Here is a 17,983-nt window from a genome sequence, read left to right as displayed (position 1 = left end):
CGCGGTCACACCCATCCCGTAGGAGCGAGGCTTGCCCGCGAAGGCGATTTCAGGGGCACAAAAAAACCCGCCGATGATCACTCATCGGCGGGTTTTTCATGAGCAGCTAACGCTTAGATCGCGCCATGCTTGCGCAGCAGATCCAGCACTTGCTTGACGCTTTCTTCCAGCGACAGCGACTGGGTGTCGACCACGAGGTCGGCGTCCAGCGGCACGTCGTACGGGAAGGAATCGCCCGGAATGTTATCCCCGGCCGCTGCGTACAAGCCTTGCGGGTCACGCTCGGCACAAACCGTCGGCGAGGCCTGGACGTAGACCGTCAGCAGACGCTCCTTGCCGATCAGGTCCTTGGCCTGCTCACGCCCTTCTGCACTCGGCGCAACGAAGGCTGCGAGGGTCAGCAGACCGGCTTCGTTGAACTGACGCGCAACGTGCGCGGCACGACGCCAGTTCTCGGTACGCCCGGCGCGATCCTGTGGCAGACCTTTGTTCAGGTCGTGACGCAGGTTCTGGCCATCGAGCACAAACACCGCACGGCCCAGGTCGAACAGCTTGCGTTCAACCGCATACGCCAGAGTGCTTTTGCCCGCGCCCGACAAACCGCTGAACAACACGGTGGCCGGCTGTTGGCCGAAACGCTGAGCGCGTTCTTCGGTGGCAACGTGCGCCAGTTTGCCGTGGTGCGTGCTGCTGCCATGCGCCAACGGCTGAGCGATGATCATGCCGGCGGCGACGGTGCCGTTGGTCAAACGGTCGATGACGATGAACGAACCGGTGGTGCGGTTGCTCGCGTAACCGTCCAGCGCGATGGCGGCGTCAAGGCTGATCTTGACGCGACCGATCTCGTTCAACTGCAACGCGCTGGCAGGACCTTCTTCCAGGGTGTTCACGTCAACGCGGTTGACGATGCTGGTGATCGAACCCGGCACGTACGTCGTGGCGCGCTTGATGTCGTACTTCTTGCCCGGCAGCATCGGTTCTTCGGCCATCCACACCAGCATGGCGTCGAAGGCGTCAGTCACTTGCGGCAGGTTGTCGGCGTGCACCAGCAAGTCGCCGCGGGAGATGTCGATCTCGTCTTCCATGGTCAGCGTCACAGCCTGACCCGGACCGGCATGCTCCAGCTCACCTTCGAAGGTGACGATGGATTTCACGCGGCTGCTCTTGCCCGACGGCAGCACAACGACTTCATCGCCCTTGTGCACGACGCCGCTGGCCAGGGTGCCGGCGAAACCACGGAAGTTCAGGTTCGGACGGTTGACGTACTGCACCGGGAAACGCAGGTCGGTGTAGTTGCGGTCGCTGGCGATTTCGACGGTTTCGAGAATTTCCATCAGCGACTGGCCGGTGTACCACGGCGAGCGCTCGGACTTGTTCACCACGTTGTCGCCCTTCAGCGCCGACATCGGCACGAAGGCCATGGTGGTCGGCTTGAACGCGATGCCTTCGGCGAACTTCAGGTAATCGGCCTTGATCGACTCGAACACGCTTTCGTCGAAGCCATTGAGGTCCATCTTGTTGATGGCGACCACGATGTGCTTGATGCCCAGCAACGAGGCGATGAAGCTGTGGCGACGGGTCTGGGTCTGCACGCCGTAGCGGGCGTCGACCAGGATGATCGCCAGGTCACAGGTGGACGCACCGGTGGCCATGTTGCGGGTGTACTGCTCATGGCCAGGGGTGTCGGCGATGATGAATTTGCGCTTGGCGGTGGAGAAGTAGCGGTAAGCGACGTCGATGGTGATGCCCTGCTCACGCTCGGCCTGCAGGCCGTCGACCAGCAACGCCAGGTCGATGTCTTCGCCGGTGGTGCCGACTTTTTTCGAGTCGCGGGTGATGGCTTCCAGGTGATCTTCGTAGATCATCTTGGAGTCGTGCAGCAGGCGCCCGATCAGGGTGCTCTTGCCGTCGTCGACGTTGCCACAGGTCAGAAAGCGCAGCATTTCCTTGCGTTCGTGCTGGCCCAGGTAGGCGAGGATGTCCTCGCTGATCAAATCAGATGCGTGCGACATGACAACCCCTTAGAAATAACCCTGACGTTTCTTTTCTTCCATCGAGCCTGCGCCATCGTGATCGATGACCCGGCCCTGGCGTTCGGAAGTTCGCGTCAGGAGCATTTCCTGAATGATGTCGGTCAGGCTGGTGGCCTCGGACTCGACCGCACCGGTCAGCGGGTAGTCACCCAGTGTACGGAAACGGACTTTCTTCTTGACGATGCGCGCCTTGTCTTCGTCGCTCAGGTGATTGAGCAGGCGTTCGTCGTCGATCATGATCCAGGTGCCATTCATCTCGATGACGTCGCGCTCGGCGGCGAAATACAGCGGCACAATCGGGATGCCTTCGAGGTAGATGTACTGCCAGATGTCCAGTTCGGTCCAGTTCGACAATGGGAAAACGCGGATCGATTCGCCCTTGTTGACGTTGCCGTTGTAGACGTTCCACAGCTCTGGACGCTGGTTTTTCGGGTCCCAGCGGTGCTTGGTGTCGCGAAAGGAATACACGCGTTCTTTGGCGCGGGACTTCTCTTCGTCGCGGCGAGCGCCACCGAAAGCGGCGTCGAAACCGTACTTGTCGAGCGCCTGTTTCAGGCCCTCGGTTTTCATGATGTCGGTATGCTTGGCGCTACCGTGGGTCAGCGGGTTGATGCCCTGGGCCACGCCATCGGGGTTCACGTGCACCAGCAGGTCCAGGCCGAGTTCTTCGACCATACGGTCGCGGAATTCGTACATTTCCTTGAACTTCCACCGGGTGTCGACGTGCATCACCGGGAACGGTAATTTGCCCGGGAAGAATGCCTTGCGCGCAAGGTGCAGCATCACGGCGGAATCTTTACCGACGGAGTACAGCATCACCGGGTTATCGAACTCGGCGGCGACCTCGCGGATGATGTGGATGCTTTCGGCCTCCAGCTGTTTCAGATGCGTCAGTTTGTCGACCATGGCTACTCACGAAAACGATCTTATGGACGGCCAGCGGGCCGTGTTCGAGCGGGGAATCCTAGCACAGCGACCTCTTCTAATCAGGACGCGAGCTAGATCGAAAGGGTATATGAATATACCCCCTCGTTTGGGCCTACCGCGCCCTGTAGGAGCGAGGCTTGCCCGCGAAGAACGATAACGCGGTAGACCTGACGCACCACGTCATCGTTCTTCGCGGGCAAGCCTCGCTCCTACGAAGACGTGTTGAAATCAAATCGGATTCGGGCAATCGATGAAGATGTGCTCCAGCGCAAACCGTCGCGCCAGGTAATCCCCCAGCGCCTGCACACCATAACGCTCGGTGGCGTGGTGACCGGCGGCGATGAAACTGATGTCGTTTTCCCGGGCGCTGTGGAAGGTTTGCTCGGACGCCTCGCCGCTGAGGTACAGATCGACGCCCGCCAAGACCGCCTGATCGATATACCCCTGACCGCCACCAGTGCACCAGCCGACCCGACGAATCATCTCGCTGCCTTCAATCAGCAGCGGCTCGCGCCCCATGACTTCCTGCACGCGGCGAGCGAAATCACGCGGCGTCACCGGTTCGTTCAACGAGCCGACCAGACCGACAATCTTCAGGTTATCCGGATCCAGTGGCCCTTCGACGGTGATGTCCAACTGACGGGCGAGCTGCACGTTGTTTCCGACTTCCGGGTGCAGGTCCAGCGGCAAGTGATAGGACAGCAGGCTGATGTCGTGCTTGAGCAGGGTTTTCAACCGACGCTGCTTCATGCCGGTGATGCACGGGTTCTCGCCCTTCCAGAAGTAACCGTGATGCACCAACACCAGATCGGCCTGCGCTTCGACGGCTGCATCCAGCAACGCCTGACTGGCCGTGACGCCACTGACGATGCGCATCACCTGCGGCCGGCCTTCGACCTGTAACCCGTTGGGGCAATAATCGGCAATCTTTGCACTGTTCAGATAACGGTCGGCTTCTTCGACCAGGGTGCTCAGGGCGACGGCCATAAAAGACTCCTAAATATCCCGTTCAGAGGCGCGCGCGGCCTCGTATAATGCGCGACATTATGGGCGGTCTCTAACCGCCTGCAACCTCTCAGGACGTGCTTAATGCTCAAGGCGCTGCGTTTTTCCGGCTGGCCGCTGTTGGCCGGCGTGCTTATCGCTCTATTGATCATCCAGCGTTACCCGCAGTGGGTCGGGCTTCCAAGCCTCGACGTCAACCTGCAGCAAGCCCCGCAAACCACCACCATGCAACAGGGGCCGGTGTCCTATGCCGACGCCGTCACCACCGCTGCGCCGTCGGTGGTGAACCTGTACACCACCAAAGTCATCAACAAGCCGAACCATCCGCTGTTCGAAGACCCGCAGTTCCGTCGCTTCTTCGGCGACAACGCGCCCAAGCAGAAACGCATGGAATCGAGCCTCGGCTCCGGCGTGATCATGAGCCCGGAAGGCTACCTGCTGACCAACAACCACGTGACCAGCGGCGCCGACCAGATTGTCGTCGCGCTGAAGGACGGGCGTGAAACCCTGGCCCGCGTCATCGGCAGCGACCCGGAAACCGACCTCGCGGTCCTGAAGATCGATCTGAAAAACCTGCCGTCGATCACCGTCGGCCGCTCCGACAACATCCGCATCGGCGACGTCGCACTGGCCATCGGCAACCCGTTCGGCGTCGGCCAGACCGTGACCATGGGCATCATCAGCGCCACCGGCCGTAACCAGCTGGGCCTGAACAACTACGAAGATTTCATCCAGACCGACGCCGCGATCAACCCCGGCAACTCCGGCGGTGCGCTGGTGGATGCCAATGGCAACCTGACCGGGATCAACACGGCGATCTTCTCCAAGTCCGGCGGTTCGCAAGGCATCGGTTTCGCGATCCCGGTCAAACTGGCGATGGAAGTGATGAAGTCGATCATCGAACACGGCCAGGTGATTCGCGGCTGGCTCGGTATCGAAGTGCAGCCGTTGAGCCAGGAACTGGCGGAGTCGTATGGTCTGTCGGGACGTCCGGGCATTGTGGTCGCGGGGATTTTCCGTGACGGTCCGGCGCAGAAGGCCGGCCTGCAATTGGGCGACGTGATTCTCACCATCGACGGCGAACCGGCCGGTGATGGTCGTCGCTCGATGAACCAGGTCGCGCGGATCAAACCGACCGACAAAGTCACGGTTCAGGTGATGCGCAACGGCAAGGAACTGAAGCTCACCGCTGAAATCGGCTTGCGCCCGCCACCGGCGCCAGTGAAGGAAAAAGAAGAGCAGTAAGCGCTGGCCCGAGGCACTCGGGCTAACAGCAGACATTCTCATTAGACATGTTATATTGTTTCAATATTACTATTGGAACAACATAACATGTCGTCTCGAACAATGGTTTCTGTGGCGGGTCTCGCCTTTGGCCTGCTCGCAGATCCGGTCTTCGCCGAAGACTCAAGCCCGCTCGAACTGGACGCCATCAGCGTCACCTCCGACTACGAATCCCCCACTGGCCCGGTCAAAGGCTACCGCGCCACCCGCTCCTCCAGCGCGACCAAAACCGACACTGCTCTTCGCGACATTCCGCAATCCATCAGCGTGATTCCCGCCAGCGTGCTCAAGGACCTCGGCAGCAATAGCGTCGAGCGCGCATTGGATTTTGCCGGCGGCGTGTCGAAGCAGAATAATTTCGGTGGCCTGACGCTCTACGAATACAGCGTGCGTGGCTTCACCACCTCCGAGTTCTACAAGGACGGCTTCAGCGCCAACCGGGGTTACCCGAGCACACCGGACGTGGCGAACATTGAGCGCATTGAAGTGCTCAAAGGTCCGGCAGCCAGTCTCTATGGCCGTGGTGATCCGGGCGGTACGGTAAACATCGTCACCAAAAAGCCGCAGTCTGAAGCCTTCACCACGTTGCAGACCAGCGCTGGCAGTCGGGACCGCTATCGCACCGCGCTGGACGTCAACACGCCGCTGGACGACGACGGCCATGTGTTGTCCCGCGTCAACCTGGCCGTCGAGGACAACCACAGTTTTCGCGATCACGTTGAGAGTCAGCGCGTGTTCGTCGCGCCCTCCTTCAGCTGGCAGCTGAACCCGGACACCCATTTGCTGGTGGAAAACGAATTCGTCCGTCACAGCTCGACGTTCGACCGTGGCATCGTCGCCCCGAACAATACGTGGAGCGGCGTCTCGCGCTCGACCTTCCTCGGCGAACCCAACGACGGCGACATCGACAACCACAACAACAGCCTGCAAGCCGCCCTCGAACATCAGCTCAACGACGGTTGGAAGCTGCGCCTGGCCAGCCATTACAAAGAAGGCAAACTCTGGGGATTCGCCTCCGAGACGCGGCCGCTGAATGCCAACGGCCACACGGTCAATCGCCGCTACCGCGAGCGCGACAACGATTGGCACGACAGCATTACCCAGCTCGAATTGCGGGGTCTGTTCGACCTCGGTGGCTGGCAGCACGAACTGCTGATCGGCAGCGAATACGAGAACTACCGCAAGAACGAACGGGTGACCACGATTGCCGGCGGTGGCTACGCCATCGACATCTATCAGCCGGTCTACGGCCAACCGAAACCCAACGGTGCCCGCTCAGGCACAGACTTTTTCGAGCATGTCGAAAGCCAGGCGCTGAACGTGCAGGACCAGATTGTCTTTACCGACAAACTACGCGGCATGCTCGGTGCGCGCATAGAACATTTCCAGCAAAGCATCGACGATCACACGCGCAGTGCGACCAGTCGCCAGAAGCACGATGCGCTGACTCAACGGGCCGGTCTGCTCTATCAACTGACGCCTGAAGTCGGCGTGTTCGCCAACGCCTCCACCTCGTTCAAACCGAACAACGGCCTGGACGCCACCGGCAAATCCTTCGACCCGGAAGAAGGGGTCGGTTATGAAGTCGGGATCAAGACCGAACTATTCGACAACCGCCTGAGCAGCACCCTCGCCGCTTTTCGAATCGACAAGGAAAACGTGCTGGCCCTAGACCCCGGCACCGATACCAGTCGCGCCATGGGCAAGGCGCGCAGCCAGGGCTTTGATCTGCAAGTCGCCGGGCAAGTGAGCGACGCCGTGCGGGTGATAGGCGCGTTTGCCTACATCGACGCCGAAGTCACCAAGGGCGACAAGGTCATTCCTACCGGCAGCCGCATCCTCGGCGTAGCCAGGCGCAGCGGCAGTCTGCTGGGAGTTTATGAATTTCAGGAGGGCCGTCTGCGCGGTTCAGACCTCGGCGCAGCATTCACCTATGTCGGCGATCGCTCGGGTGAAGCCGGCGCTGACTTCGAACTGCCGGCTTACCAAACCGTCGACCTGCTGGCCCATTACAAGGCCAGCGAAAACGTCACTGTGGGCCTGAACCTGAACAACCTTTTCGACGAGAAATACTTCGAGCGCTCTTACAGCAACTACTGGGTCAACCCCGGCGAGCCGCGCAATTTCACCGTCAGCCTGACACTCAATCTGTAAAAGGACGTCACCATGCACCTTCTCAACCCCTTGGCCGTGCTCGGTCTGCTCTTCGCCACTGAAGCCTCGGCCCATGGTCTATGGACCGAACAACGCCGTGGCAACATCGAAGTGGTTTACGGCCACGGCGCCGAGGACAATGCCTTTAAACCGCAAAAGATCAGCGGCGCCTGGGCGTATGACGTCAACGGCAAAATGATCCCGGTAACCGTGCAACGGCTCGCCGACCACGCCCGCCTGCAACCGCTGAAACCACCGGCCGTCATGGTCGTAGCGCTGAACAATGGCCTGTGGTCGCAAACTGCCGACAAGAAGTGGGTCAACGAAGGGCGCAGCAAAGTACCGGGCGCAATCGAGTCGATCCAAACGTTCAAGTACAGCCTGGCGATCTACCAACCGGGGGCGAAATTGCCGTCGCTTGATCAGATGAAATTGCTGATTTTGCCGGAGGTCGATCCGCTGACGGTCGGGCCGGGCAAGTCGTTGCCGGTGCGGGTGCTACTGGATGGCAAGCCGGTGGCGGGGGTGAAGCTGACAGGCGATTACCGCAACGCGCCGAATACGTTGAGCACCGAGACCGATGCGCAGGGACGGGCGCAGGTGTTGGTGCGTAATGAAGGGCTGAATGTGATTGCTGCGCAGATGGAACTGCCGGTTAAGGACAACGCTGACGTGAGCAGTCGGGGATTGTTCAGTTCGCTGACGTTTCTGGGCGAGCCGCATCACGAGTAAGGCATTGGTTCTCCGGTGAGCCTTTCGCCGACAAGCCAGCTCCTACAGGGTTTGTGTCGATCACAGGAGTTGTGTACGACACAGTTCACTGTAGGAGTTGGCTTGCCAGCGATAGCGATTTACAGGTCGCCGAGGCCGTCGATCAGTGCCTGATTCTGTTCAGGCGTGCCAATCGAAATCCGCAGGAACTGCGCAATGCGTTCCTGCTTGAAGTGCCGGACGATCACGCCTTGCTCGCGCAACTTCGCTGCCAGCCCCGCCGCATCGTGCTGCGGATGCCGGGCGAAGATGAAGTTCGCCGCTGACGGCAGCACTTCAAAGCCCTTGGCTTGCAGTTGCGCAACGACCTTCTCGCGATTCTCGATCACCAACCCGCAGGTCTTGTCGAAGTACTCACGGTCTTCGAACGCGGCGGCTGCACCGACGTTCGCCAGGCGGTCCAGCGGATAAGAGTTGAAGCTGTTCTTGATCCGCTCCAGCGCCTCGATCAGGTCCGGATGCCCCACCGCCAGACCGACCCGCAGGCCGGCCAGGGAACGGGACTTGGACAACGTCTGAGTCACCAGCAAATTCGGATAACGGTCCACCAGACTGATCGCCGTCTCGCCACCGAAGTCGATGTAAGCCTCATCCACAACGACCACCGAATCCGGGCTGGCCTTGAGGATTTGCTCAACCGCGTCCAGCGCCAACAGGCAACCGGTCGGGGCGTTCGGGTTCGGGAAGATGATCCCGCCGTTCGGCTTGGCGTAATCCGCCGGGTTGATCTGGAACTGCTCGTCCAGCGGCACCGCGTCGAACGTGATGCCGTACAACCCGCAGTAGACCGGGTAGAAGCTGTAGCTGATGTCCGGGAACAGCACCGGCTGATCGTGTTGCAGCAAACCGTGAAAGATGTGCGCCAGGACTTCATCGGAACCGTTGCCGAGGAACACCTGATTGCTTTGCACGCCGTAGTACTTGGCGACAGCGTTCTTCAACAGGTCGCTGTTCGGGTCCGGGTACAAACGCAGGTTGTCATTGAGCTCGGTCTGCATCGCCGCCAGGGCTTTTGGCGATGGGCCGTACGGGTTTTCGTTGGTGTTGAGCTTCACCAGTTTCGCCAGTTTCGGCTGCTCGCCCGGCACGTAAGGCACCAGGTTCTTGACGAACGGGCTCCAGAATTTACTCATCTCAGTTCCCCTGCTTGTCGTCGATGATGCGGTATTCGGCGCTGCGGGCGTGGGCGGTCAGCGACTCGCCACGGGCCAGCACGGAAGCGGTCTTGCCCAGTTCCGACGCACCCTGCTCGGAGCAGAAGATGATCGACGAGCGTTTCTGGAAGTCGTACACGCCCAACGGCGACGAGAAACGAGCAGTGCCGGAGGTCGGCAGCACGTGGTTCGGGCCGGCGCAGTAGTCGCCCAAGGCTTCGGAGGTGTGACGGCCCATGAAGATTGCGCCGGCGTGACGGATCTGCGGCAACCACGCTTGTGGATCGGCGACCGACAACTCCAGGTGCTCCGGCGCAATGCGGTTGGCCACTTCGATGGCTTGCTCCATATCACGAACCTGGATCAGCGCCCCACGACCATTGATCGAGGTTTCGATGATCTCGGCGCGCTCCATGGTCGGCAGCAGTTTGGCGATGCTGGCGGCGACCTTGTCGAGGAACCCGGCGTCCGGGCTGACCAGAATTGCCTGTGCGTCTTCGTCGTGCTCAGCCTGGGAGAACAGGTCCATGGCGATCCAGTCCGGATCGGTCTGGCCGTCGCAGACCACGAGAATTTCCGACGGGCCGGCGATCATGTCGATGCCGACCTGGCCGAACACGTGACGCTTGGCGGTGGCGACATAGATGTTGCCCGGGCCGACCACTTTGTCGACCTTCGGCACGCTTTCGGTTCCATAAGCCAACGCGGCAACGGCTTGGGCGCCACCGATGGTGAACACACGATCGACACCCGCGATGCACGCTGCGGCCAATACCAGTTCGTTGATTTCACCGCGCGGTGTCGGCACCACCATGACCACTTCGGTCACGCCCGCCACTTTGGCCGGGATCGCATTCATCAGCACGGACGATGGGTACGACGCTTTACCACCCGGGACATAAAGACCGGCGCGATCCAGCGGCGTGACCTTCTGGCCCAGCACGGTGCCATCGGCCTCGGTGTAGCTCCAGGAATCCTGTTTCTGCTTTTCGTGGTAGCTGCGCACACGGGCCGCGGCTTTTTCCAGCGCTTCACGCTGCGGCACGGTGATGCGGGTCAGCGCCAGTTCCAGGCGCTCGCGCGGCAGGATCAGGTCGGCCATCGAGGCGACTTCCAGGCCGTCGAACTTCTGGGTGAATTCCACCAGCGCCGCATCGCCACGCTCGCGCACGGCCTTGATGATGTCCAGCACCCGCTGATTGACCGAGTCGTCAGACACACTTTCCCAGCTCAGCAGATGATCCAGATGATGTGCGAAATCCGGGTCAGCAGCGTTGAGTCGGCGAATTGCAGTCGGTGCGGTCATAGCGAGAGCCTCATAGGAATGGCAAAAACTCAGGCGCCCTAACTTAGCAGTCGTTTCCGCTTGGGCACCTGAGATTCTGGCTATGAGGCGGATAGACGGGCGCGACTCAAGGTCGCGCAGGTGAATCAGCCGCGGTGTCGAGACTCCACTGCCTTGCGCAGGGTGTCGATCAACGCCTGGATACGGGCGTGCTGCATTTTCATCGAAGCTTTGTTGACGATCAGCCGGGAGCTGATGTCGGCAATGAAATCCTGGGGTTCCAGGCCATTGGCGCGCAGGGTGTTGCCGGTGTCGACCACGTCGATGATCTTGTCCGCCAGACCGATCAGCGGCGCCAGTTCCATCGAGCCGTACAGCTTGATGATGTCGACCTGACGACCTTGTTCGGCGTAGTAACGCTTGGCAACGTTGACGAACTTGGTCGCCACCCGCAAACGGCCCTTGGGCTCGACGTCGCCGACACGGCCAGCGGTCATCAGCTTGCAGAGGGCAATGCGCAGGTCCAGTGGCTCGTACAAGCCCTGGCCGCCGTATTCCATCAACACATCTTTACCGGCGACGCCCAGGTCAGCGGCACCATGCTCGACATAGGTCGGCACATCGGTGGCGCGCACGATCAGCAGGCGTACATCTTCCTGGGTCGTGGGGATGATCAGCTTGCGGCTCTTGTCCGGATTCTCGGTCGGCACGATGCCCGCTTCAGCCAGAAGCGGCAGGGTGTCGTCAAGGATGCGGCCCTTGGACAGTGCGATGGTCAACATGGGAAACGTCAGTCCTTATCAAGGTACGTGCCCGGTCACAAACGGCGCCGGACACACATCGTGGGTGAAGTACCCTCGACTTGAAACGAATTCAACGGGCACATCCTTATGCCCATGCAGCAAAAAACTAGCCCGGTACGCGGCGGATCTTGGCGCCGAGCATCTGCAGTTTCTCTTCGATGCACTCGTAACCACGGTCGATGTGGTAGATGCGGTCGATCAGGGTGTCGCCTTCAGCGATCAGCGCCGAGATCACCAGGCTGGCCGAAGCACGCAGGTCGGTGGCCATGACTGGCGCGCCTTTCAGCTTCTCGGTACCGGTGACAATGGCGGTGTTGCCTTCGACCTGGATCTTGGCGCCCATGCGGTGCAGTTCGTAAACGTGCATGAAGCGGTTTTCGAAGATCGTCTCGATCACGGCACCGGTGCCTTCGGCAATGGCGTTGAGCGAGATGAACTGCGCCTGCATGTCGGTCGGGAACGCCGGGTATGGAGCGGTGCGCACGTTGACGGCTTTTGGCCGCTTGCCGTGCATGTTCAGCTCGATCCAGTCTTCGCCGCAGGTGATTTCGGCACCCGACTCACGGAGTTTTTCCAGGACGGCTTCGAGGATGGTCGGATCGGTGTCCTTGACCTTCACACGACCGCCGGTCACGGCGGCGGCAACCAGGTAGGTACCGGTTTCGATACGGTCCGGCATCACTTTGTAAGTGGTGGTGTGCAGACGCTCGACGCCATCGATGGTGATGGTGTCGGTGCCGGCGCCAGAGATCTTGGCGCCCATGGCGATCAGGAAGTTCGCCAGGTCGACCACTTCAGGCTCGCGCGCGGCGTTGGCCAGCACGCTGCGGCCCTTGGCCAGGGCTGCGGCCATCATGATGTTTTCGGTACCGGTCACACTGACGGTGTCGAAGAAGAAGTGCGCGCCACGCAGGCCGCCTTCAGGCGCCTTGGCCTTGATGTAGCCGCCTTCGACGTCGATGACCGCGCCCATGGCTTCAAGACCACGGATGTGCAGGTCCACCGGACGCGAACCGATGGCGCAACCGCCAGGCAGTGCGACTTCGGCTTCACCGAAACGGGCAACCATCGGGCCCAGCACCAGGATCGACGCACGCATGGTTTTAACCAGTTCGTACGGAGCGATCAGGGTCTTGATGGTGCGCGGGTCGATTTCGACGCTGAGTTTCTCGTCGATCACCGGCTCGATGCCCATGCGACCGAACAGCTCGATCATGGTGGTGATGTCGTGCAGGTGCGGCAGGTTGGCAACGGTAACCGGGCCATCGCACAGCAAAGTTGCAGCCAGGATCGGCAGGGCAGAGTTCTTTGCCCCGGAAATGCGGATCTCGCCATCAAGACGAGCGCCACCGGTAATAATCAATTTATCCATAAGAATCTCGACGCCCTTGGGCTCAGGTGCGCTCGGCCCAGGCCGCGCTGCTGAAAAATTTCATAGTGACCGCATGGATGCTGCCATCGGTGATCCATGGGTTCAAATGGGCATAGACCTGCTGCTGACGCTTCACCGGGCTCAACGCCGCCAGTTCATCGCTAATCACATTCAGCTGGAAATTGCAGCCTTCGCCTTCAACTTCCACCTTGGTGTTTGGCAGCTTTCCTTCAAGGAAGCTCTTCACTTCTACGGCCTGCATGCTCAACCTCAATCGGCGCCCTGTGCGCGCGGGTCGGACATCATACAAAAAAGCCCCGCGCCTGCGAACCCCGCGAAGCAGGACTCTGACGGGGGGCTTCTCTGTCGATGCGGTTAGGGATGCGCCAACAGCTCGGTCATTTCGCTGACCTGAGCGATTTCGCGCATGTCTTCGGGCATCGCGCGGATGCTCAGCGACTTACCGGCCTCGTGCGCATCCCGCATGAAACACAGCAGCAACGACAAGCCGACGCTGCTGGATTTCAACACCGCCGAACAGTCCACCACCAGTGCGGGGGCCTTGCTGGCCTTGATCAGCGCCTGGCCCTGCTTGCGCAGGCCCGGGCCAGTGAGGTAGTCCAGCATGCCGCTGAGCATCAGCTCACCGGATTCGTTCATGCGAATGGCCGATACACTCATTGGGCTTGCTGCTCGGTGGATTGCTTCTGGCTGGCTTCCTTGGCCTTGGCGACTTCACCGGCCCAACCATTGATGGTCTTGTCCAGGTCGTTGCCATTGCGCTGCATCGCATCGGCGAATTGGTCGCGGAACAGCTTGCCGATATTGATGCCGTTGATGATCACGTTACGCAGCTTCCACTCGCCGTTGATCTTCTCGAGCGTGTAAGACACAGGATAGATCGCGCCGTTGCTGCCTTTGACCGTCATGCCAACGCTGGTGCGGTCTCCCGACTCATCCTTGGCAGGGTCGACGACGATGCCCTGGTTGTTGTACTCGAGCAAGGCGTTGCCATAGAACTGGAACAGGCCTTTCTTGAAGTTTTCTTCAAAGGTCTTCATTTGCGCCGGCGTGGCCTTGCGCGAATATTTGACCGTCATGATGCTCTTGGAGATGCCCTCGGCATCCACCACAGGCCCGACGATGGTGTTCAGCGCCGTGTAAAAGTCCTGCGGATCCTGTTTGTACTTCTCTTTGTTGGCCGACAGATCCGCCAGCAACCGGGTCGTGGTGTCTTGTACCAGTTCGTGCGCGGAAGGCGCCGCCACGGCGTTAGCCATCAACGGCAGGGCCGCGAGTAATACCAACAGGCCACGTCGCAAGGTAGAGATCATTCAAAAGCTCCTCATTTGGCGTCTTTGCTAACGGTATTGAGCAGGAATTTACCGATCAGGTCCTCGAGCACCAGCGACGACTGGGTGTCATGGATGGTTCCACCATCCTTGAGCAGGGCTTCTTCGCCGCCCACGCTGATACCGATGTACTTCTCGCCCAACAGGCCAGCAGTCAGGATAGATGCAGTGGAGTCATTCGGCAGGTTATCTACGCGCTTTTCCAGCTGCATCGTCACTCGACCGGTGAAACTGTCGCGGTCCAGATCGATCGCCGTGACCTTGCCGATGGTCACACCGGCCATGGTCACTTTAGCTCTGACCGTCAAACCGGCGATATTGTCGAAATACGCATAAAGTTTATAAGTATCGTTGGTTGCGCTCGGGGACAGGCCACTCACCCGCAACGCCAGCAACAGCAAAGCCAGGATGCCAGCCAGCAAGAAAAGGCCGACACCGATTTCCAGGGTGCGGTTTTGCATCAGAAATCTCCAAACATCAAGGCGGTCAGAATAAAGTCCAGGCCGAGTACCGCCAACGAGGCGTACACAACGGTCTTGGTAGTGGCACGACTGATCCCCTCGGATGTGGGCTCGCAGTCATAGCCTTGGAATACGGCGATCCAGGTCACGACAAAAGCGAAGACAATGCTTTTGATGATGCCGTTCAGCACATCGTCGGCAAAGGTCACGCTGTTTTGCATGTTCGACCAGTAGGAACCTTCATAGACACCCAGCCAGTCGACGGCCACCCACGAACCGCCCCAGATACCCACCACGCTGAAAATCATCGCCAGCACCGGCAGGGAAATGAAGCCGGCCCACAGGCGCGGGGCAATGATGTACTTGAGCGGGTCGACACCAATCATTTCCAGACTGGACAACTGCTCGGTGGACTTCATGTTGCCGATTTCAGCCGTCAGGGCCGAACCGGCGCGCCCGGCGAACAACAACGCCGTGACCACGGGGCCCAGTTCACGCAGCAACGTCAGCGCAACCATCTGCCCGACCGCCTGCTCCGAACCATAGCTGGACAGGATATTGAACCCCTGCAGCGCCAGCACCATGCCGATGAACACCCCGGAGACCACGATGATCACCAGGGACATCACGCCCACCGAATGCAATTGCTTGATCAGCAGCCCGAACCCGCCGCCGATACCGCCACGGCCGAGCAAGGCATGAAACAGGAAGATCGTCGAACGACCGAACACCGCCAGCACATCGATGCCGGAGTGGCCGAACCGGCGCACGCGCTCCAATAGTGAAATCTTGCGCATCAACGCTTCCCCAGAAGATCTGCGCGGTAATCCGTCGCTGGAAAGTGGTATGCCACCGGGCCGTCGGGTTCGCCGGTCATGAATTGGCGAATTCGCGGCTCCTGCGAGTTCATCAGCTCCTCGGGCGTGCCCTGCCCCAACACCTGGCCTTCGCCGACCACATAGATGTAGTCGGCGATGCTCGCTGTCTCGGCCAGATCGTGGGAGACCACGATGCTGGTGATGCCCAGCGCGTCGTTGAGCAGGCGGATCAGGCGCACCAGGACGCCCATGGCGATCGGGTCCTGACCGACGAAAGGTTCGTCATACATGAGAATCTGCGGATCGAGAGCAATTGCCCGGGCCAGCGCCACACGACGCTTCATGCCGCCGGACAGCTCCTCGGGCATCAGGTCGATGGCACCACGCAGGCCCACGGCCTGTAACTTGAGCAGGACGATGTCCCGGATCATTTCTTCCGGAAGCTCGGTATGAACGCGAAGCGGAAAGGCGACGTTCTCGAACACATCGAGATCGGTAAACAGTGCGCCGCTCTGGAACAGCACACCCATGTGCTTGCGCGCGTCGAACAAATCGCTGCGCGACAGCTTCGGCAGGTTTTGACCGTTGACCCAGACTTCGCCCTTGGTGGGACGCAGCTGTGCGCCCATCAAACGCAGCAATGTGGTCTTGCCACACCCGGAAGGCCCCATGATGCCGGTGACCTTGCCGCGTGGAATACGGATATCGACGTTATTGAAAATGCTGCGCGAACCGCGCTTGAAGGTCAGTCCCTTCAGCTCGACCGCGTAGGCGTTATCGGCACTCATCTAAACTCCTTGCGATGCAGCCTCTCACTCGGACGCCTGACTTTCTGACGAAAGCACATACCTCCCGGGCAGGCCGAACTGGCGGCGAACTATATCACTGCAAAGGCCAAGCGCCCAAGCGCCAAGCCGGGCCATGTTCAGCAACATGACAGGCAAAAAGCATTCACTCGGAGGGTTTCGGTAACAGGGAATGACAAAGCGCGACGAACTTGCGTGAGGGTTTCGATCATTACCGCTATAATCGCCGCCTTTTCATCAGGCTATACGATTTCTGACATGAGCCAATCCAGCGACCTGATTCAATCAGCACAACGCACCATCCGCCTCGAACTGGAAGCCGTAGAAGGCTTGCTGCCCCACATCGACGCAGATTTCGTACGCGCTTGCGAGATGATTCTGGCCAGCAAAGGCCGCGTAGTCGTGGTCGGCATGGGCAAATCAGGGCACATCGGCAACAAGATCGCGGCCACCCTGGCCAGCACCGGCACCACCGCATTCTTCGTGCACCCGGCCGAAGCCAGTCACGGCGACATGGGCATGATCACCCGCGACGACATCATCCTGGCCCTGTCGAACTCCGGTTCCACCAACGAAATCGTGACCCTGCTGCCGCTGATCAAGCGCCTGGGCATCAAACTGATCAGCGTGACCGGCAACCCCGACTCACCGTTGGCCAAGGCCGCCGAGGTCAACCTCAACGTGCACGTCGAGCATGAAGCCTGCCCGCTGAACCTGGCGCCGACATCGTCGACCACCGCGGCGCTGGTCATGGGCGACGCCTTGGCCGTTGCGCTGCTGGAGGCCCGCGGCTTTACCGCTGAAGACTTCGCCTTTTCCCACCCTGGCGGCGCGCTGGGTCGACGCCTGCTGTTGAAAGTGGAAAACGTCATGCACGCCGGGCAGGAGCTGCCGCAAGTCCAGCGCGGCACCCTGCTCAAGGACGCGCTGATGGAAATGACCCGCAAGGGTCTGGGCATGACCGTGATCCTGGAAGCCGACGGCAAACTCGCCGGGATCTTCACCGACGGCGATTTGCGTCGCACCCTGGATCGCAGCATCGACATCCACAGCGCGACGATCGACCAGGTCATGACCGCTCACGGCAAGACCGCCCGCGCCGAGATGCTCGCGGCCGAGGCCCTGAAAATCATGGAAGACCATAAAATCAACGCGCTGGTCGTGGTCGATAGCGAAGACCGCCCGGTCGGCGCCTTGAACATGCACGATTTGCTGCGCGCGGGAGTAATGTAATGAGCACGGACCTGCTGCAACGCGGCAAACAGATCAAACTGGCGGTATTCGACGTTGACGGCGTCCTGACTGACGGACGCCTGTACTTCCTTGAAGACGGCAGCGAATTCAAGACATTCAATACGCTCGACGGCCAGGGCATCAAGATGTTGATGGCAGCGGGCGTGCAGACGGCTATCATCAGCGGCCGCAAGACCCCGGTGGTCGAGCGACGGGCGAAGAACCTCGGTATTCCCCACCTTTATCAGGGCCGTGAAGATAAACTGGTGGTGCTTGACGAGCTTCTCGCACAGCTCAATCTAAGCTATGAACAAGTCGCCTACCTCGGCGACGACCTGCCAGACCTGCCGGTGATCCGCCGCGTTGGCCTGGGCATGGCGGTGGCCAATGCCGCCAGCTTCGTGCGTGAACACGCCCACGGCATCACCCAGGCCCGTGGTGGCGAGGGTGCCGCTCGCGAATTCTGCGAATTGATCCTGCGCGCCCAGGGCCGCCTCGATGCGGCCAACGCCGCGTACCTGTGAG

18 protein-coding genes are annotated in these 17,983 nt (G+C 60.3%); 5 read left to right on the top strand and 13 right to left on the bottom strand.

Annotated elements, in window-relative coordinates; genetic code table 11:
• Positions 1-113: 113 nt before the first annotated feature.
• The 3 genes from cysN to KGA82_RS13510 all read right to left on the bottom strand — a co-directional run bounded on the left by cysN (position 114) and on the right by KGA82_RS13510 (position 3,947).
• On the bottom strand, positions 114-2,012 hold the full coding sequence (gene cysN, locus KGA82_RS13520; protein WP_192417369.1) for a sulfate adenylyltransferase subunit CysN: 1,899 nt from the start codon (positions 2,010-2,012) through the stop codon (positions 114-116).
• A gap of 9 nt (positions 2,013-2,021) precedes the next feature.
• Positions 2,022-2,939 carry a sulfate adenylyltransferase subunit CysD gene (gene cysD, locus KGA82_RS13515; RefSeq protein ID WP_008026947.1) on the bottom strand — a complete coding sequence of 306 codons (918 nt, stop codon included), beginning with the start codon at positions 2,937-2,939 and terminating at the stop codon, positions 2,022-2,024.
• A gap of 249 nt (positions 2,940-3,188) precedes the next feature.
• Positions 3,189-3,947: a Nif3-like dinuclear metal center hexameric protein gene (locus tag KGA82_RS13510; protein WP_008037366.1), complete on the bottom strand. Its 759-nt coding sequence runs from the start codon at positions 3,945-3,947 to the stop codon at positions 3,189-3,191.
• 102 nt (positions 3,948-4,049) lie between these two features.
• Here KGA82_RS13510 and algW point away from each other — a divergent pair, with 102 nt between their 5' ends.
• The 3 genes from algW (at position 4,050) to KGA82_RS13495 (ending at position 8,135) form a co-directional block, all read left to right on the top strand.
• A complete protein-coding gene (gene algW, locus KGA82_RS13505; protein WP_008026944.1) occupies positions 4,050-5,210 on the top strand; it encodes a Do family serine endopeptidase AlgW in 1,161 nt (386 codons plus the stop codon).
• An 87-nt stretch (positions 5,211-5,297) separates the two neighbouring features.
• The gene (locus KGA82_RS13500; protein WP_223450706.1) at positions 5,298-7,403 is read left to right on the top strand and encodes a TonB-dependent siderophore receptor; all 2,106 of its coding nucleotides are present in this window, start codon (positions 5,298-5,300) and stop codon (positions 7,401-7,403) included.
• Between the two features lie 12 nt (positions 7,404-7,415).
• Positions 7,416-8,135 carry a DUF4198 domain-containing protein gene (locus KGA82_RS13495; protein WP_192417371.1) on the top strand — a complete coding sequence of 240 codons (720 nt, stop codon included), beginning with the start codon at positions 7,416-7,418 and terminating at the stop codon, positions 8,133-8,135.
• A gap of 119 nt (positions 8,136-8,254) precedes the next feature.
• Here the strand turns inward: KGA82_RS13495 and hisC are convergent, their stop codons facing one another.
• The 10 genes from hisC to KGA82_RS13445 form a co-directional block, all read right to left on the bottom strand.
• A complete protein-coding gene (hisC, locus tag KGA82_RS13490; RefSeq protein ID WP_008037367.1) occupies positions 8,255-9,307 on the bottom strand; it encodes a histidinol-phosphate transaminase in 1,053 nt (350 codons plus the stop codon).
• Between the two features lies 1 nt (position 9,308).
• The gene (gene hisD, locus KGA82_RS13485; RefSeq protein WP_008026941.1) at positions 9,309-10,634 is read right to left on the bottom strand and encodes a histidinol dehydrogenase; all 1,326 of its coding nucleotides are present in this window, start codon (positions 10,632-10,634) and stop codon (positions 9,309-9,311) included.
• 125 nt (positions 10,635-10,759) lie between these two features.
• Positions 10,760-11,395: an ATP phosphoribosyltransferase gene (gene hisG / locus KGA82_RS13480; protein ID WP_008026940.1), complete on the bottom strand. Its 636-nt coding sequence runs from the start codon at positions 11,393-11,395 to the stop codon at positions 10,760-10,762.
• 127 nt (positions 11,396-11,522) lie between these two features.
• Positions 11,523-12,788, bottom strand: a complete 1,266-nt coding sequence (gene murA, locus KGA82_RS13475; RefSeq protein WP_223450704.1) for a UDP-N-acetylglucosamine 1-carboxyvinyltransferase — start codon at positions 12,786-12,788, stop codon at positions 11,523-11,525.
• A gap of 22 nt (positions 12,789-12,810) precedes the next feature.
• Positions 12,811-13,050: a BolA family protein gene (locus tag KGA82_RS13470; protein ID WP_007901566.1), complete on the bottom strand. Its 240-nt coding sequence runs from the start codon at positions 13,048-13,050 to the stop codon at positions 12,811-12,813.
• 113 nt (positions 13,051-13,163) lie between these two features.
• Positions 13,164-13,469 carry a lipid asymmetry maintenance protein MlaB gene (locus KGA82_RS13465; RefSeq protein ID WP_008037374.1) on the bottom strand — a complete coding sequence of 102 codons (306 nt, stop codon included), beginning with the start codon at positions 13,467-13,469 and terminating at the stop codon, positions 13,164-13,166.
• Complete coding sequence (locus KGA82_RS13460; protein WP_008026933.1) at positions 13,466-14,122, bottom strand: phospholipid-binding protein MlaC; 657 nt, start codon at positions 14,120-14,122, stop codon at positions 13,466-13,468. Before KGA82_RS13460 ends, KGA82_RS13465 begins: the two co-directional genes overlap by 4 nt.
• Positions 14,123-14,133: 11 nt before the next feature.
• On the bottom strand, positions 14,134-14,601 hold the full coding sequence (gene mlaD / locus KGA82_RS13455) for an outer membrane lipid asymmetry maintenance protein MlaD (protein WP_008026930.1): 468 nt from the start codon (positions 14,599-14,601) through the stop codon (positions 14,134-14,136).
• Positions 14,601-15,398, bottom strand: coding sequence for a lipid asymmetry maintenance ABC transporter permease subunit MlaE (gene mlaE, locus KGA82_RS13450; RefSeq protein ID WP_008026928.1), 798 nt, complete (start codon positions 15,396-15,398; stop codon positions 14,601-14,603). The genes mlaD and mlaE overlap by 1 nt, the downstream gene beginning before the upstream one ends.
• Positions 15,398-16,207 (bottom strand): ATP-binding cassette domain-containing protein, encoded by an 810-nt coding sequence (locus tag KGA82_RS13445; protein ID WP_008026926.1) that lies wholly within the window; start codon positions 16,205-16,207, stop codon positions 15,398-15,400. Before KGA82_RS13445 ends, mlaE begins: the two co-directional genes overlap by 1 nt.
• Positions 16,208-16,483: 276 nt before the next feature.
• Between KGA82_RS13445 and KGA82_RS13440 the strand changes: the two genes are divergently transcribed.
• Together KGA82_RS13440 and KGA82_RS13435 are read left to right on the top strand one after the other, a co-directional pair.
• A complete protein-coding gene (locus tag KGA82_RS13440; RefSeq protein WP_008026924.1) occupies positions 16,484-17,458 on the top strand; it encodes a KpsF/GutQ family sugar-phosphate isomerase in 975 nt (324 codons plus the stop codon).
• Positions 17,458-17,982 (top strand): KdsC family phosphatase, encoded by a 525-nt coding sequence (locus KGA82_RS13435; RefSeq protein WP_008037377.1) that lies wholly within the window; start codon positions 17,458-17,460, stop codon positions 17,980-17,982. The genes KGA82_RS13440 and KGA82_RS13435 overlap by 1 nt, the downstream gene beginning before the upstream one ends.
• Position 17,983: the final 1 nt, after the last annotated feature.

Source organism: Pseudomonas sp. BF-RE-22, assembly GCF_019956155.1.
In the GTDB taxonomy this organism is placed as follows: Bacteria; Pseudomonadota; Gammaproteobacteria; order Pseudomonadales; family Pseudomonadaceae; genus Aquipseudomonas; species Aquipseudomonas migulae.
Note: the sequence above shows the minus strand (reverse complement) of the source record. Positions and strands in the feature narration are given on the sequence as shown.